16 protein-coding genes are annotated in these 15,132 nt (G+C 71.7%); 10 read left to right on the top strand and 6 right to left on the bottom strand.

The features are described from left to right. Positions 1-33: 33 nt before the first annotated feature. The gene (locus ACIA5G_RS26975) at positions 34-1,032 is read right to left on the bottom strand and encodes an NAD(P)-dependent alcohol dehydrogenase (protein ID WP_395927876.1); all 999 of its coding nucleotides are present in this window, start codon (positions 1,030-1,032) and stop codon (positions 34-36) included. 85 nt (positions 1,033-1,117) lie between these two features. On the opposite strand from ACIA5G_RS26975, the gene ACIA5G_RS26970 reads away from it, so the two are divergent. The 5 genes from ACIA5G_RS26970 (at position 1,118) to ACIA5G_RS26950 (ending at position 5,705) form a co-directional block, all read left to right on the top strand. Then, entirely contained in the window at positions 1,118-1,447 is a 330-nt protein-coding gene (locus ACIA5G_RS26970) for an ArsR/SmtB family transcription factor (RefSeq protein WP_395927874.1), read from the top strand. Positions 1,448-1,526: 79 nt separating this feature from the next. Beyond that, complete coding sequence (locus ACIA5G_RS26965) at positions 1,527-1,967, top strand: MarR family winged helix-turn-helix transcriptional regulator (protein ID WP_395927872.1); 441 nt, start codon at positions 1,527-1,529, stop codon at positions 1,965-1,967. Next, entirely contained in the window at positions 1,964-2,767 is an 804-nt protein-coding gene (locus ACIA5G_RS26960; RefSeq protein ID WP_395927870.1) for an ABC transporter ATP-binding protein, read from the top strand. Before ACIA5G_RS26965 ends, ACIA5G_RS26960 begins: the two co-directional genes overlap by 4 nt. After that, positions 2,727-3,548 carry an ABC transporter permease gene (locus ACIA5G_RS26955; protein ID WP_395927868.1) on the top strand — a complete coding sequence of 274 codons (822 nt, stop codon included), beginning with the start codon at positions 2,727-2,729 and terminating at the stop codon, positions 3,546-3,548. The genes ACIA5G_RS26960 and ACIA5G_RS26955 overlap by 41 nt, the downstream gene beginning before the upstream one ends. A 36-nt stretch (positions 3,549-3,584) precedes the next feature. Beyond that, positions 3,585-5,705: a transglycosylase domain-containing protein gene (locus tag ACIA5G_RS26950; protein WP_395927866.1), complete on the top strand. Its 2,121-nt coding sequence runs from the start codon at positions 3,585-3,587 to the stop codon at positions 5,703-5,705. A 6-nt stretch (positions 5,706-5,711) separates the two neighbouring features. On the opposite strand, the gene ACIA5G_RS26945 is transcribed toward ACIA5G_RS26950, so the two are convergent. Next, a complete protein-coding gene (locus ACIA5G_RS26945) occupies positions 5,712-6,137 on the bottom strand; it encodes a nitroreductase/quinone reductase family protein (RefSeq protein ID WP_395927864.1) in 426 nt (141 codons plus the stop codon). A gap of 156 nt (positions 6,138-6,293) precedes the next feature. Here ACIA5G_RS26945 and ACIA5G_RS26940 point away from each other — a divergent pair, with 156 nt between their 5' ends. Further along, on the top strand, positions 6,294-6,770 hold the full coding sequence (locus tag ACIA5G_RS26940; protein WP_395927862.1) for a zinc-ribbon domain-containing protein: 477 nt from the start codon (positions 6,294-6,296) through the stop codon (positions 6,768-6,770). 255 nt (positions 6,771-7,025) lie between these two features. On the opposite strand, the gene ACIA5G_RS26935 is transcribed toward ACIA5G_RS26940, so the two are convergent. Continuing rightward, a complete protein-coding gene (locus ACIA5G_RS26935; protein ID WP_395927860.1) occupies positions 7,026-7,637 on the bottom strand; it encodes a PhoU domain-containing protein in 612 nt (203 codons plus the stop codon). Between the two features lie 126 nt (positions 7,638-7,763). On the opposite strand from ACIA5G_RS26935, the gene ACIA5G_RS26930 reads away from it, so the two are divergent. From ACIA5G_RS26930 to ACIA5G_RS26920, 3 genes are all read left to right on the top strand, one after another. After that, positions 7,764-8,198 (top strand): single-stranded DNA-binding protein, encoded by a 435-nt coding sequence (locus ACIA5G_RS26930; RefSeq protein WP_395927858.1) that lies wholly within the window; start codon positions 7,764-7,766, stop codon positions 8,196-8,198. 185 nt (positions 8,199-8,383) lie between these two features. Further along, positions 8,384-8,674 (top strand): hypothetical protein, encoded by a 291-nt coding sequence (locus ACIA5G_RS26925; RefSeq protein WP_395927856.1) that lies wholly within the window; start codon positions 8,384-8,386, stop codon positions 8,672-8,674. 199 nt (positions 8,675-8,873) lie between these two features. Next, complete coding sequence (locus tag ACIA5G_RS26920; RefSeq protein ID WP_395927854.1) at positions 8,874-9,884, top strand: pirin family protein; 1,011 nt, start codon at positions 8,874-8,876, stop codon at positions 9,882-9,884. Here the strand turns inward: ACIA5G_RS26920 and ACIA5G_RS26915 are convergent. Together ACIA5G_RS26915 and ACIA5G_RS26910 are read right to left on the bottom strand one after the other, a co-directional pair. Continuing rightward, a complete protein-coding gene (locus tag ACIA5G_RS26915) occupies positions 9,858-10,703 on the bottom strand; it encodes an alpha/beta fold hydrolase (RefSeq protein WP_395927852.1) in 846 nt (281 codons plus the stop codon). The two genes, ACIA5G_RS26920 and ACIA5G_RS26915, sit on opposite strands and share 27 nt — an antisense overlap. 409 nt (positions 10,704-11,112) lie before the next feature. Then, positions 11,113-11,790, bottom strand: coding sequence for a GntR family transcriptional regulator (locus ACIA5G_RS26910; RefSeq protein WP_395927850.1), 678 nt, complete (start codon positions 11,788-11,790; stop codon positions 11,113-11,115). A 41-nt stretch (positions 11,791-11,831) separates the two neighbouring features. On the opposite strand from ACIA5G_RS26910, the gene ACIA5G_RS26905 reads away from it, so the two are divergent. Then, the gene (locus ACIA5G_RS26905) at positions 11,832-13,463 is read left to right on the top strand and encodes a thiamine pyrophosphate-dependent enzyme (protein WP_395927848.1); all 1,632 of its coding nucleotides are present in this window, start codon (positions 11,832-11,834) and stop codon (positions 13,461-13,463) included. Here ACIA5G_RS26905 and ACIA5G_RS26900 read toward each other — a convergent pair. Then, positions 13,460-14,845, bottom strand: a complete 1,386-nt coding sequence (locus tag ACIA5G_RS26900) for a pyridoxal phosphate-dependent decarboxylase family protein (RefSeq protein WP_395927846.1) — start codon at positions 14,843-14,845, stop codon at positions 13,460-13,462. The genes ACIA5G_RS26905 and ACIA5G_RS26900 overlap by 4 nt on opposite strands. Positions 14,846-15,132 lie beyond the last annotated feature (287 nt).

Here is a 15,132-nt window from a genome sequence, read left to right as displayed (position 1 = left end):
CAGGTTCGGCCGATCAGCGGTATCCCTTTCACCTCACCCGGCCGAAATCACGACCTTCCCGAAGTTCTTCCGGCTCTCGAAGTGCCGGAAGGCTTCCACGGCCTCCTCGAACGGGTGAACGCGGTCAACAACCGGCTCGATCGGCCGCACCGCGAGCCACCGGAGGAGGTCCTCGGTGTCCTCACGGCTGCCGACCCAGATCTTGCGCACGGTCGCGCCGCTGCGGAACAGGTCCATGAAGTCGATCGGCGCACCGCCGGCGCCGACGAAGCCGACCACCGCGATCTCGGCGTGGTGCGTCCCGGCGGCGACGAGCGACTGCGCGAAGGTGCCGGGCCCGCCGACCTCGACGATCCGGTCCGCGCCGCGGCCGCCGGTGGCCTCGAGCACCGCCTTGCCCCAGTCCGGCGTCGCGACGTAGTCGATGACGACGTCCGCGCCGAGTTCGGTCAGCCTGGCCGCCTTCGCCGCACTCGACGTCGTCGCGACGACACGTGCCCCCTGCGCTTTCGCCAGCTGCAGGGCGAACAGCGAGACACCGCCCGTGCCGAGCGTGAGCACCACGTCGCCCGGCCTGAGCGGCGTGCCGCCGTTGAGCGACGTCCACGCGGTAACGGCCGCGCACGGCAGCGTCGCGCCCTGTTCGAAGCCCACCGAGTCCGGCAGCCGGACCAGCGCGTGCTCCGGGACCGCGCGATATTCGGCGAGCCAGCCGTCCTGGCCGTTGCCGTACCCGACCAGGTGGTCCGGCAGGCGACCGGCGATCCAGTTCGAATGGAAGCTGTTGATCACGCGGTCGCCCACCTCGAACCGCGTGACACCGTCGCCCACCGCCGCGATCTCACCGGCGGCGTCGGACACCGGGATCAAGCTCCCGGGCCCGTTGACGAAGTGGTCACCGTTGAGGATGAGCAGGTCGCGGTAGTTCAGCGACGTCGCCCGGACCCGGACGAGCACCTCCCCGCGCTGCGGCTCGGGCGGCGGCTCTTCCCGCTGGACCAGGCGACCGGCTTCGGGACGGTAGACACGCACCGGGCAGCTCCTTCATGTTAACCAATTGGCTAACATCGACCATGGCACAACGGCTCACTCCCCGGCAACCAGGGATACTCGGAGCATGGCCAGCCGCACGTCGACCCCCTTGGACCACCCGGCCCTCGAAGACGTCTCGTTCCCCGAGGCGCTGGAGGCGCTGCGCGACCCCTACCGGCTGGCCATGATCGCCGCGCTCGCCGGCGAACCCGGCCAGTCGTGCGGCGCGATCATGCCGCCGGTCAGCAAACCCGCGGCGTCGCGGCACTTCAAGATCCTCCGCGCGGCCGGCCTGCTGAAGCAGTGGGACAGCGGCACCCAACGGCTGAACGCGCTGCGGCGCGAGGAGTTCGACGCCCGCTTCCCCGGCCTGCTCGACCTGGCCCTCACCGAAGCCGCGCACCTGCGGGACTGATCCCGACCTTGGCGTCCCTTCTTCGCCAACCAGACATTTAGCCTTGCTAATAGTTCTGAGTCAGAGCTACCTTGGCGCCATGACCGAACTCGCCGAACGGCTGCTGGGCACCGTCCAGGGCATCCGCCGCGTGGTGCGCCGCCGGGTGCGCGCCGACGTGCCCGGCTTCCCCCTGCCCGGCGCGCAGGTCGAGGTCCTGCGCGTGGTCGCCGATCACCCCGGCGTCGGCGTCGCGGCGGCCGCCCGCGAGCTGCACCTGGCGACCAACTCGGTCAGCACCCTGGTGAACCAGCTCGTCGAAGCCGGGCTGCTGCACCGCGAACCCGACCCGGACGACCGGCGCGCGACCCGGCTGGAGCTCACCGCCGCGGCCACCGGCCGGATGGCGGCCTGGCGCGGCGCCCGGATCGAGCTCGTCGCCGAAGCACTCACCGGACTGTCCGAAGAGGACACCGAGGCGATCGAACGGGCCTTGCCGGCCCTGGAGAAACTCATGGGCATCCTGAAGGAGCAGCCATGACCGAACCCGCGGTGCGGTGCACCGAACTGAGCCATTCCTTCGGCACCACCCGCGCGGTCGACGGCGTCGACCTGGAGATCCCGGCCGGCGAGGTGTTCGGCCTGCTCGGCCCGAACGGCGCGGGCAAGACCACCACGCTGCGCATGATCACCACGTTGCTGCCCACCGCGGCGGGCCGGATCACGGTCTTCGGTGTCGACGTCGCGCGCCGCCGGATGGCCGTGCGGCGGCTGATCGGCTACGTCCCGCAGCAGCTGTCGGCCGACGGCGCGCTGACCGGCCGCGAGAACGTCTCGTTGTTCGCGCGGCTCTTCGACGTGCCGCGCGCCCGGCGCGCCGAACAAGTGCGCAATGCGCTGGAGCTGGTCGGGCTGGAAGGCGACGCCGACCGCACCGCGAAGACGTACTCCGGGGGCATGATCCGCCGGCTCGAGCTCGCCCAGGCCCTGGTCAGCTCGCCGCGGCTGCTCATCCTCGACGAGCCGACGATCGGGCTCGACCCGGTCGCGCGTTCGTCGGTGTGGGAGCGCATCGCGGAGATCCGGGCCGCGACCGGCATGACCGTGCTCGTCACGACGCACTACATGGACGAGGCCGAGCAGTACTGCGACCGCGTCGCCCTGATGCACGCCGGCCGGATCCGCGCGCTGGGCACCCCGGCCGAGCTGGAGGCCGGCCTCGGTCCGGAGTCCACTTTGGACGACGTGTTCCGCGAGGTCACCGGGAACCGGCTCGAAAGCGACGAAGGAGGGATCCGCAGTGTCCGTGCCACTCGCCGCACCGCCCGCCGTCTCGGCTGACCCCGGCCCGCTGGGCCGGCTGCGCGTGCTTTTCGCCCGCGTCGGCGCGATGTGCCTGGTGGAGCTGCAGAAGCTGCGCCGCGACCAGACCGAGCTGGTCACCCGGGCGATCCAGCCCGCGCTGTGGCTGCTCATCTTCGGGGAGACGTTCACCCGGATCAAGGCGATCCCGACCGGCTCGACGCCGTACCTCGACTACCTGGCGCCGGGCATCCTCGCGCAGTCGGCCCTGTTCATCGCGATCTTCTACGGCATCCAGATCATCTGGGAACGCGACGCGGGAGTGCTCGCCAAGCTCCTCGTGACACCCACACCCCGTGCGGCGCTCGTTGCGGGCAAGGCGTTCGCCGCCGGGGTCCGCGCGCTCGTCCAGGCGCTGATGGTGCTGATCCTGGCCGCGCTCCTCGGGGTCGGGCTGACCGCGAACCCGCTGAAGCTGCTGGCGATGGCCGTGATCCTGGTGCTCGGGTCGGCGTTCTTCTGCTGCCTGTCCATCGTGATCGCCGGGATCGTGCTGTCGCGGGAACGGCTGATGGGCATCGGGCAGGCGATCACGATGCCGCTGTTCTTCGGCTCGAACGCGCTGTACCCGGTGGACCTGATGCCGCCGTGGCTGAAGGTGCTCAGCCACGTCAACCCGCTGAGCTACCAGGTCGACGCGCTGCGCGGGCTGCTGATCGGCACACCCTCGCACCTCGGGCTCGACTTCGCCGTGCTGGCCGCCGCGACCGTCGCCGCGATCGCGGTCGCTTCGGCACTGCTCGGCAGGTTGGCCCGATGAGGCACATGTCTCACCGAACGGAAGCTTCATCGCGGAATGCCTAATGTCGATTCCGTGAATCGTGGCCGGGGCGTGGTCCCCTTTGTCGGATTGTGCCTGCTCGCCGGAATTCTGGTGGCCGGAACGGTGGCGCCCGCCGCCATCGGGGCGGGCCTGTTGTCGAATCAGGTCAGTGATTCGGTGGACGCCATTTCCGCCCAGCTGGCCGCCGCCGATCCGCCGCTGACGACCACGGTGACCGACCGGGACGGCACGCCGATCGCGACGCTGTGGGCGCAGTACCGGCTCCCGGTCGCCGCGGCCGGGATCGCGACGACGATGAAGGCCGCCATCATCGGGATCGAGGACCGCCGGTTCTACACCGAAGGCGGCGTCGACGTGCAGGGCATGCTCCGCGCAGCGGTGAACGACACCGCCGGCGGCGCGCTGCAGGGCGCGTCGACGATCACCCAGCAGTACGTCAAGAACTACCTCGTGAACGTCGTCGACCGGACCAACTCGATCGCGCAGGAGGAAGACCGCGAAGACTCGCTGGCGCGCAAGCTGCGTGAAGCGAAAATGGCCGTCCAGCTCAACAACACCACGAGCAAGGACGACATTCTGGCGAATTACCTCAACGTGGTCGAATTCAGCGGAACCGTGTACGGGGTCGGCGCCGCGGCGAAAGCCTATTTCGGGACGACGGCGGACAAACTGACCGTGCCGCAGGCGGCGTTGCTCGCCGGAATGGTGAACAATCCCAGCGTCTACAACCCGTACACGCACGCCGACCGGGCGCTGCAGCGGCGGAACCTCGTCATCGACGCCATGGTCTCCAACGGCTCCCTCCCGGCGTCCTACGCCCCGACGGCGAAGGCGGCGCCGCTCGGGCTGCTGCCGGACGGCCCCGTCACGCCGTCCGGCACCTGCATGGGCGCGGCGCCGGACGCCGGGTTCTTCTGCGCCTACGCGGAGAACTACCTGGTGCACGCCGGTCTCACTGCAGACCAGCTGGCCACCGGTGGGTACACGATCAAGACCACCCTCGACCCGCGTGTCTCCCAGGTGACCAAGGACGCCGTCGATGCGAACGTACCGACCACCCAGGACGGCGTGGCCAACACCTTCGCCGTCGTGCAGCCGGGTTCGAGCGGCCACCAGGTGCTCGCCATGGTCGCCAACCGCAACTTCGGCACCGACCCCGCTCGTGGTGAGACGTCCACGGACATCGTCGCCGACGCGAGCAACGAGTTCGGCGCGGGCTCGTCGTTCAAGATCTTCACCTCGGCCGCGGCGCTCGTCAGCGGCAAGGCGGGCTTGGAGACACCGCTGCCCAACCCGGACAGCCAGTGCTTCACCCCGCCGAACGCCGACAGCCACACCGCGTGTTACACCGTCCACAACGACGGCCACTACGCGGACCCGATCTCGCTCGCCGACGGGCTGGCGACGTCACCGAACGTCGCGTTCGTCGGCCTCGAGAACCAGGTCGGGATGCCCGCCGTGCTCGACATGGCGCAGAAGCTGGGACTGCGGAACACCCTCGCGACCAACGACGCGGGTGCGGCGCCCAACCCCGCTTCGGGCAATCCGCAGTACAACGAGCCGCAGTCGAAGTACTTCCAGAACCTGCTGTCGTTCACCCTGGGCAACAGCCCGGTCAGCCCGCTGGAGATGGCGAACGTCTCGGCGACGCTGATGAGCGGCGGCGTCTGGTGCCCACCGAACCCGATCCTGTCGGTCACGGATCGCAACGGGAACGCCGTGCCGGTGCCGCAGCAGGCGTGCGAGCAGGTCATCCCGACCGGCGTCGCGAACACGCTCGAGGCGGGGCTGAGCAAGGACACGACGGACGGCACGTCGGCCCAGGCCGCCCACGCGGCCGGCTGGACCCGCCCCGACATCGGCAAGACCGGCACGACCCAGCAGAGCGAGTCCGTCGCGTTTGTCGGCGGCGTCGACGACTACGCGGTGTCGTCCATGGTCTTCGCGGACGGCTCGCACCCGCGGGAGATCTGCCCGGGCACGCCGGTGCACCTGGGGAACTGCGGCCACGGCGCGTTCGGCGGCACGGTCGCCGCGCCGCCGTACTTCCACGCGATGAGCGAGCTGCTGGCGGGTGTGCCGGACCGGCCGATCCCCGGGCCCGATCCGGCGTACCTGACCGCCCGGAGCTGACGCGGCCTAGCGCGGCTCGAGGAACACGAGCGGGATCTCGCGCTCGGTCTTGGTCTGGTACTGCGCGTAGTTCTTGAACTCGGCGGCGATCTTCGGCCACAGCCGCGCCCGCTCGCCGGCGTCGGCGATCCGCGCGCGCATCGGACGCTTCGGCGCGCCCTTGAGCGACACGTCGACCTCCGGGTTGTCCCGCAGGTTCAGGAACCACGCGGGGTGCGTGTCGTCGCCGCCCCGCGAGGCCACGACGACCAGCGCGTCACCTTCCTGGTGCGGCGAGGTCAGCAGCACCGTCCGCGGCTGCCCGCTCTTGCGGCCGATCGTGGTGAGCTCCAGCACCGGCATGGCGGCCTGCCAGCCGACCCGGCCGCCGGTGAGCTTGATCAGGCCGCGGTGGACGGCGTTCATCGTCTTCAAGGCGCGATCGCTTGGCATGATCACAATCTAGTCCCGGCCGGCGGCGCTCACCGTTCGGCCCGTATGTCCCCTTTGCCCGGTACTTGTCCTGACCGGTTCTACAAAAGCGCCACGGAACGCGGCGGCGGTGTGCGACGCTGCGCGGCGAACGCAGGATCGAAAGAGAGAAGACCAATGCTGATCTGGGGCTGGCGTACGCGGATCTACGTGCTGGCGATGACGACCTTCCTGTGCGGCCGGTGCGGCAACCCCGCTTCGCACGCGGTGCGCAAGGCGGTCACGAAGTTCACGCTGTTCTTCATCCCGCTCTTCCCGATCGGCGTCAAGTACACCGCGCAGTGCACGTTCTGCGGCATCGAAAACCGGATCCCGAAGGAAGACGCGGTCCGCCTGCAGGCGCAGGAGGAGCAGGGCCAGGCGGCGCAGCAGCAGGCCGCGCCCGGGTACCCGCAGCAGCCGCAGGGCTTCGACCAGCCGCAGCATCCGTCGCAGGGATTTCAGCAGCCGCAAGGGTTCCAGCAGGCCCAGCACCCTTCGCAGTCACAGGGGTTCCCGCAGCAGCAGCACCCTTCGCAGCCCCAGGGCTTCCCGCAGCCGTACCCGCAGCAGGGCCAGGGCCAGCAGGGCCAGTTCCCGCAACAGGGTCACTGACCGTTCACCGTCGTGAACGCGGCGGCCGGTTCTCCCGGCCGCCGCTGATTTAACTCACGGAGCGAACACGGCGGTCCGGACCGTCGTTGTGGCACCCGATCGACCTCCACAAGCGCCCACCGGCCCGATCACGGCCCGCCGCGTCAGGCACCCACCGGCGCAAACACAGCCGTCCGCCGAGCAACCCGGACCGCCGTCGCGGCGAACCGCCCGACCACAGATGCGCCCACCGGCCCGATCACGGCCCGCCGCGCGTCAGGCACCCACCGGCGCGAACACAGCCGTCCGCCGAGCAACCCGGACCGCCGTCGCGGCGAACCGGCCGTAGACCGCAGCGACCAGCGCGACGTCCACCGCCGCCCGCGCCCCACGCGGCCCGTCACCGCCGCCGGCCCACTCGCGCAACTCCCCCTCCGCCACGGCAACGAGCGCGACCGCTTCGTCGAACCCCGCGCCGTCCCCACCGGCAAGGTGCTCCTGCAAAGCCCGGGCCACATCCACCGCATGCGAACCCAGCCCGGCGAGCGCCGGCCGGGCCGCCGCCGGAACGGGCCCCCGCGGCTCCGCGACCTCCCGCGCAAGACCACCCATCCGAGTGAGATCCGCAGCGGTGTGGATGGCCGCGACCACCGCCTTCACCTCCCCCTCCCGAGGCGCGTGCAGGGCCAGCAGCGCACACGCCTGGTCCTCGCACGCGGCGCCGAGCGCGGCGACCGCGGCAGCGTCTTCCCGCACCCGTCCGCCCAGCGTGTGGTCACTTTCGAGCGCCGAGCGCGTGGCCTCTTCGAGCACGATCGCAACGAGCGCGCACAGGTCCGCCAGGCGGTGGGCGAGGGTGACGAGCTCCTTCTGAAACGCCGTCGGCATGGCGGCAGGAAACCAGCCCGGCCGCGCTTCGGCATCTTGTCGCCCGGCCCGGAATTGTCGGACCCCCGTGCTCTCCTCATCGGCAAGAGCGGTGCACCCCGCACCCGGAGGAGAAGGAGGAGCCCGATGGCAGGCGAAACGACGGTCACCGTGGTCGGCAACCTGACGACCGACCCCGAACTGCGGTTCACCCCGGCCGGCGCCGCGGTCGCGAACTTCACGGTCGCGTCCACGCCGAGGACGTTCGACCGGGAGTCCGGCGCCTGGCGCGACGGCGAGCCGATGTTCCTGCGCTGCAGCCTGTGGCGGCAGTACGCGGAAAACGTAGCGGAGTCGCTCGGCCGCGGCGCGCGCGTCGTCGTGCACGGCCGGCTGAGACAGCGGTCGTACGACACGAAGGAGGGCGAGAAGCGCACCGTGACGGAGCTGGAGGTCGACGAGATCGGCCCGTCGCTGCGCTACGCGACCGCGAAGGTGACCAAGGTGAGCCGCGCGAGCGTCGGTGAGGGCAGCTCTTCGTGGACGCCGGAACCGGTGGTCGCGGGCGCTCCTCCGTTCTGAGCCCCATCCGTTCGCGTCCGGCGTCCGAATGACCGTCGACGGAGAGTCGACCCGGCCTGGACTGCCGGCGGCGACCATCGGAGGGACGCCGTGGCCGGACCGTTTCCGGATGAACTGTCGAAATCCCGTCAGCCGGTTCGACGCATGAGCAGGACGATGCCGAGCCACGAGCGGGAGGGACCGAAATGACCAGGAACGAGCAGACCGGACCAGCGGCCGTGCGGACCATCGTGAACCACCGGATGCTGTCGATGCTGCGAGCGGTCGGCGCCGGTCGCGGCTGCGTCTCCTGCAGCAGCGAACCCGACCTCTTCATCGACGGCCTCTCGTGCGGCGACCAGTTCGCCGCGCACGCTCTCGCCCACCAGGGCCTGGTCCGCGCGGCCCACCCGGGGCGGCCGGGCGAGCGGGTCCCGGCGAAGCTGACGGCGGCCGGCGAGGCGATCGTCAACGCGGAGCAGCAGCAGGCCGCCTGACCCGGCGGCCCGACCTTTGACAACTCCAGAAAGCAACGGCGCCCGGCCACACCGCCGCACGCACCGCCCGGCCACGGGCTGGTTGCGCGGCCACCACTCCGCTTGCGCACCATGGCGAACCGACCTCGGGCTGGGGCGCCGACCCCCGGCCCGGACCGTCGAACGCGGCCCGCCGCGGACCGCGACTACCGTGGCGGACATGAGCAACACCGAGGCCGACCCCGCCGCGCTCGCCTGTGGCGACCGGCCCGCGGCCGCCGACCCGGACCGTCCGGACGTCGAGATCCTCACCCCGCGCGACGTCCCGCTGGGCGGCCCGCGCGCGATGCGGGTCCGCCGGACCCTCCCCCAGCGGGCCCGGTCGCTGATCGGCGCCTGGTGCTTCGCCGACCACTACGGCCCGCACGAGGTCACCGCGCCGGGCGCGATGGACGTCGCCCCGCACCCGCACACCGGTCTGCAGACGGTGAGCTGGCTGTTCGCCGGCGAGATCGAGCACCGCGACAGCCTGGGCACGCACGCGACGGTCCGGCCCGGCGAGCTGAACCTGATGACCGGCGGCAACGGCATCTGCCACTCGGAAGTCTCGACCGCGGCGGCGAAGACCCTCCACGGCGTCCAGCTCTGGGTGGCCCTGCCGGAGCGGCACCGGCACACGGCACGCGCCTTCGACCACTACGTGCCGTCGGTCAACCGGATCGACGGCGCCGAGATCCGCGTGTTCCTCGGCTCGCTGGCCGGGCGGACGTCACCGATCCCGACGTTCACCCCGCTGCTGGGCGCGGAGCTCGTGCTCGGCCCGGACGCCCACATGTCCCTGGGCATCGATCCCCGTTTCGAGCACGGCGTCCTGGTCGACACCGGCGATGTGGTCGTCGCCGGCACCCGCGTCCGCGCGGCCGAGCTCGGCTACGTCGGCACCGGCTTGCGTTCCCTGACGCTGAGCAACCGCGGTTCCGAGCCGGCGCGGTTCCTGCTGCTGGGCGGGACCCCGTTCGACGAAGAGATCCTGATGTGGTGGAACTTCGTCGGCCGGACCCACGAGGAGATCGCGGCCTTCCGCGAAGCCTGGCAGGCGGAGTCCGACCAGTTCGGCGCGGTCACCGGTTACACGGGCACCCCGCAACGGCTGCCGGCGCCGGCGTTGCCCGCGGTCCGCATCAAGCCGCGCCACAACCCGGGTTCAGGCCAGGAACCCCGCCACGGCTGAGACGAACCCGGTCGCGTCGTCCAGCCAGGGATAGTGCGCAACGCCGGACATGGCGACCGCACGGCCGTCCGGGAAGAGCTGGGCGAAGTCCTCCGCCACCGCCGGGCTGAGGATGAAGTCCAGTTCGCCGGCCAGCACCAGCACCGGAGCGGCAACGGCGCCGAGCGCAGCCCGGGTGACCTCGGGCTCGAAGGCGCCGGCGGAGTTGTAGATCCGCGCGGCCGTGCCGTTGCGCTGGCCGGGCTCGGCGGCTTGATGCTGGTGGGCCGCGGCATCCCAGCGGCCGTAGTACATCGGCGCCACGGCAGCCCAGTCGGCGCTGGTCGCGGTCCGCGCGGCGATCGACTCGTAGGCGGCGGCCGCGCCGTCGAACCAGGGCGCGCCGGCACGCCGCGCCATGATCCGCCGCCGCTCGGCGACCGGCAGCTCCAAGCCGACCGTCCGCGGGCTCGGGGTGATCAGCGCAAGCCTGCGCAGCCGGTCGGGATATCGAGCCGCATACCGGACGGCCAGGCTCGCCCCGGCCGAGTGCCCCAGCAGGTCGAGCCGCTCAAGACCGAGGTGTTTGCGCAACGCTTCGACATCCTCGACCTGGCGATCACACCGATAGCTGGCCGGATCGGCTGGCACCTCGGAGTCACCGGTCCCCCGCAGGTCCAGCACGGCAAGCCGGCGACGAGCGCCCAGCCCACCCAGATCCCCGAGATACGCCCCGGCCCGCATCGGCCCCCCGGGCAGGCACACAACCGGAGGTTCGGCACCGGAGCCGGCGAGGCGATAAGCGAGCCCGGTCCCGTCCGGCGCGGAGAAGATCGGCATTCCCGACCCTGGCACCTCCCGGCCACCCGGGCAACCCTCACCCGCACCGGCGCGGCGCCCAGCCTCAACCACATCGGCAGCAAGACTCGTCATCCCGCCCCGGCATTTCGCGACCAGGTCAGGTCCCACCGGCACCGGCGCGGCGACCCTCACCCCGACCAGCCCCAGTGTGCACACACCAGCGGCACAACTCGCGCCCCGGCACTGCGCGACCGAGTCAAGCCGCCCCGCTCGCGCCGGCCGGGTGACTCGGCCCTCACCCCGACCAGCCCCAGTGTTCACACCAGCGGCACAACTCGCGCCCCCGGCACTTCGCGACCGGGTCAAGCCGCCCAACTCGCGCCGGCCGGGTGACTCGGCCCTTGGCCCTACCTGCCACCTCGCCGGCACCTTCCCGGCACCGCGACCGTCACCGCTCCCGCGCGAGGTAGGCCTCCAGCGTCGCCAGCCGATGCCCTCGCGCAAACCGCTCGACCTCCGCCGGATCACCTCCGCCCTCGATCAGCGCGAGCAACCGCTCGTGCTCCTCGACCGAAGCCGGCGCCCGGCCCGGCACCGACGAAAACGTGCTGTCGCGGACCGCGGCCAGCCGGGTCCAGCAGCGCTGCACCAGGTCGACCAGGTTCGGGTTCGGGCAGGCGCTGAACAGCACCTCGTGGAACTCGGCGTTCAGCGCGGTGAACGCGAGCGGGTCGAACTCGGCGAGGCTTCGGCGCATCCGCTCGTTCAACGAGCGGGCCCGGGCCAGCGCGTCCAGCGTGAGCAGCGGCGCGGCCAGGCCGGTCGCCGCGCCCTCGACGATCGCCACGGTTTCCATCGCGTGCCGGTAGGCGGTGGGGTCGATGGCGATCACCCGGGCGCCGACGTTCCGCTCGAACTGGATCAGCTCTTCGGCCTCGAGCCGGCGCAGGGCCTCGCGGACCGGCACCGCGCTGACGTCGAGCTCGCGGCCGATCTGGTCGAGCACCAGCCGGTACCCCGGCCCGTAGCGGCCGTCGAGGATCCTCGCCTTGATCGTGTCGTAGGCCAGCTGGGACTTGGTCACGGCCGGTCTTCCGGAGGACGCGCTGATCATGTAGGAAACCATATATTGTCTCGCCGACGGACGACGCCCAGGAGGCCGTGCCGATGCCGCTGTCCCAGCCCGCTCCCACCGCGGCCGATCTGATCGTCGACGGGCTGCGGGCACACGGCGTGGACACCGTCTTCGGCCTGCCGGGTGTGCAGACCTACGACCTGTTCGACAGCCTCGCCCGCGCCGGCGGCGAGATCCGGGTGATCGGCGCCCGGCACGAGCAGACCGTGGCGTACATGGCCTTCGGGTACGCCCAGGCGACCGGCCGCACCGGCGTTTACAGCGTGGTGCCCGGCCCCGGTGTCCTCAATTCGTCGGCCGCGCTCCTCTCGGCGCACGGGGCGAGCGCGCCCGTCCTGTGCCTGACGAGCGAAATCCCGCGCGCGTACCTCGGCCGCGGGCTCGGGCACCTGCACGAGATGCCCGACCAGCTGGCCACCCTGCGGACGCTCACCAAGTGGTCGGCGCTGGTCGAGCACCCGGCCGGAATCCCGGACGCGCTGGCGACCGCCTTCCGGGAGGCGGCGGGCGGGCGGCCGCGGCCGGTTTCGCTGGCGGTGCCGTGGGACGTGCTGGGGCTGCGCGGCCCGGCCGACGCGGTGGGCCCGCTGCCGCTGCCCCGGCCGGTCGTCGACCCGGTCGCGGTGGAGAAAGCCGCGGAGCTGCTGGACGGCGCGAAGCACCCGATGATCATGGTGGGCGGCGGCGCCCGGCACGCGTCCGCCGAGGTCCGGGCGCTGGCCGAGCGGCTGCAGGCGCCGGTGGTGCCGTTCCGCGGCGGGCGCGGCATCGTGGGTGACGACCACCCGCTCGGCTTCACCTGCGTCTCCGGCTTCGAGCGGTGGGCGGAGACCGACGTCGTCGTCGGCATCGGGTCGCGGATGGAGCTGTCCTGGTTCCGCTGGCCGGACAAGCCCGCGGGCCTGAAGACGATCCTGCTCGACATCGACCCGCGGCAGGCGACCCGGCTCGAAGCGGACGTCGCGATCGTCGCCGACGCCGCCGACGCCACGGCCGCGCTCACCGGAGCCGTCGGTCCACAAAGGACGGATCGGACGGCGGAGTTCACCACGCTGAAGGCCACCGTGGCCGAGCGCTTCGCCGACGTCGGGCCGGAACTGGAGTACCTGCGGGCGATCCGGGACGTGCTGCCGCGCGACGGCTTCTTCGTCGAGGAGATCTGCCAGGTCGGCTTCGCGTCCTACTTCGGGTTCGAGGTCTACTCCCCTCGCACCTTCATCACCTGCGGCCACCAGGGCACGCTCGGCTTCGGTTACCCGACCGCGCTCGGTGTGCAGGCGGCCCATCCCGGCCGGCCGGTGGTTTCGGTGGCCGGTGACGGCGGCTTCATGTTCGCCGCGCAGGAGCTGGCGACAGCCGTCCAATACGGACTGAACGTGGTGGCGGTCGTGTTCGACAACGGTTACTACGGCAACGTCCACCTCGACCAGGAGCGGCTGTTCGAGGGCCGGGCGCTGGGCGGGCGGCTGCGGAACCCGGACTTCGCCCGGCTGGCCGAGACGTTCGGCGCGCTCGGCCTGACCGCGCGCACCCCGGACGACCTGCGGGGCGCGCTGGACAAGGCGTTCGCCGCGGGGCGGCCGGCGCTGGTGCACGTGCCGTGCGAACTGGGCGCCGGCGCGTCACCGTGGAAGTACTTGATGCCGAAGTCGGACCGCAGCTAGCCGGCGCGCACCCGCTCCAGCGCGGCGAACACCCGCTCGACGTCGGCCGGGGTCGTCCGCCAGTTGCTGAAGGCGGCACGCAGCGCGGGCCGGCCGTCGTAGACGGTCGGGGTCAGGAACGTGGTCCCGTCCTCGGTGATGGCGCGGACGAGGGCGTCGATCCCGTCCTGGCCGACCTCGGCGGCCGGGCTGAAGCAGACGACGTTGAGCCGCACCGGCGCGAGGAGCCGCCAGTGTGGTGAGGCGTCGATCCGCGCGCCGAGGTCCCGGGCCAGCGAGACGCAGCGTTCGACGATCTCGCGGTGCCCGTCCCGGCTGTAGGCCACGAGCGAGAACCAGGCCGGGAGGGCGCGCAGCCGCCGCGAGTTCTCCGGGGTGAGGTGCAGGAAGTCCGGCGTCTCACCGATTTCGCCGAGGTAGGCCGCGTTGTTGCTGAACACCCGCAGCTGCAGGTCGCGGCGCCGGGTGAACTGGACGGCCGAGTCGTAGGGCACGTTGAGCCACTTGTGCAGGTCGACGACGACCGAGTCGGCTTGGTCGAGGCCCGCGACCAGCTCCGCGTGCTCCGGGGTCAGCGCCGCGAACGCGCCGAACGCGCCGTCGACGTGCAGCCAGAAGTCGTGGTGCTGCTTGAGCTCGGCGATCGCGCGCAGGTCGTCGAAGTCGACGGTGTTCACCGTGCCCGCGTTCGCGACGACGATCGCCGGGCCGTCGAGGGACTCGAGCGCCTCGGCGAGCTTCGCGACGTCGACGGCTTCTCGGTCCGGGAGCACCGGAATCTTCCGCAGCGCCGTCCGGCCCATTCCGAGGAACGACAACGCCTTCAGGATGCTCGAATGCGGTGAACCGGACAGGACGGTGACCGGGCCGAGCGCGGCGAGGCCGGCTTCCGAGATCGACACCCCGGCCCGCTCGCCGAGCCATTCGCGCGCGAGGGCCAGGCCGGTCACCGTGGACATCGTGGCGCCGGTGACAAACGCGCCGGAGAACTCCGCGCCCAGCCCGAACAGCTCGGCCAGCCAGCCGACGGTCTCGCGTTCCAGCTCCTGGGCCGAGGAGTCCATCCCGCTGGCGGGGTTCTGGTCGTAGGCCGCGGTCAGCCAGTCCCCGGCCAACGACGCCGGTGTTGCGCCGCCGGTCACGAACCCGAGGTAGCGGGGACCCGCGCTGGCCGCAAAACCGGGCTCCCAGTGCTGCGAGAACTCCTCCAGCGCTCCCCGGCCTCCGACACCCCGGAGCGGCAGAGGCGCCCGTGCCACGGCGACCGGCGAGACGGCGGCCGCCCGGTCAGGCAGCCCGGCGAGTGCTTCGCCGGCGAGTTTCCTTGCCGCGTCGAGAAGATCGGGCAGGGAGTTCAGGTCTTCGGCCAGCCTCGGGTGCATCTCCCCGACGGTAGGCGGCACTCCCGCGGCTGTCGCGGGCCAATCCCCCGAAACTGGCCCGCTCACCAGGCCCGGACCACCGTGTCGCCCCGCCGATCACGCGTGATGCCCCTTCAATCACGCGAGATACCCGCCCAATCACGGGTAAAGCCCGCCCGATCACGCGAACCGACCCTCCAGGCACGCGAACCGACCCTCTAGGCACGCGAACCGACCGTCCAGGCACGCGAGCCGACCGTCCAGGTGCGCGAGCCGACCCTCCGGGTGCGCGAGATCCCCGAAAGTCC

Origin of the sequence: Amycolatopsis sp. NPDC051758 (assembly GCF_044453095.1) — a bacterium.
GTDB lineage: Bacteria > Actinomycetota > Actinomycetes > Mycobacteriales > Pseudonocardiaceae > Amycolatopsis.
The sequence above is the reverse complement of the archived record's forward strand: the minus strand, read 5'-3'. Positions and strand labels throughout refer to the sequence as shown.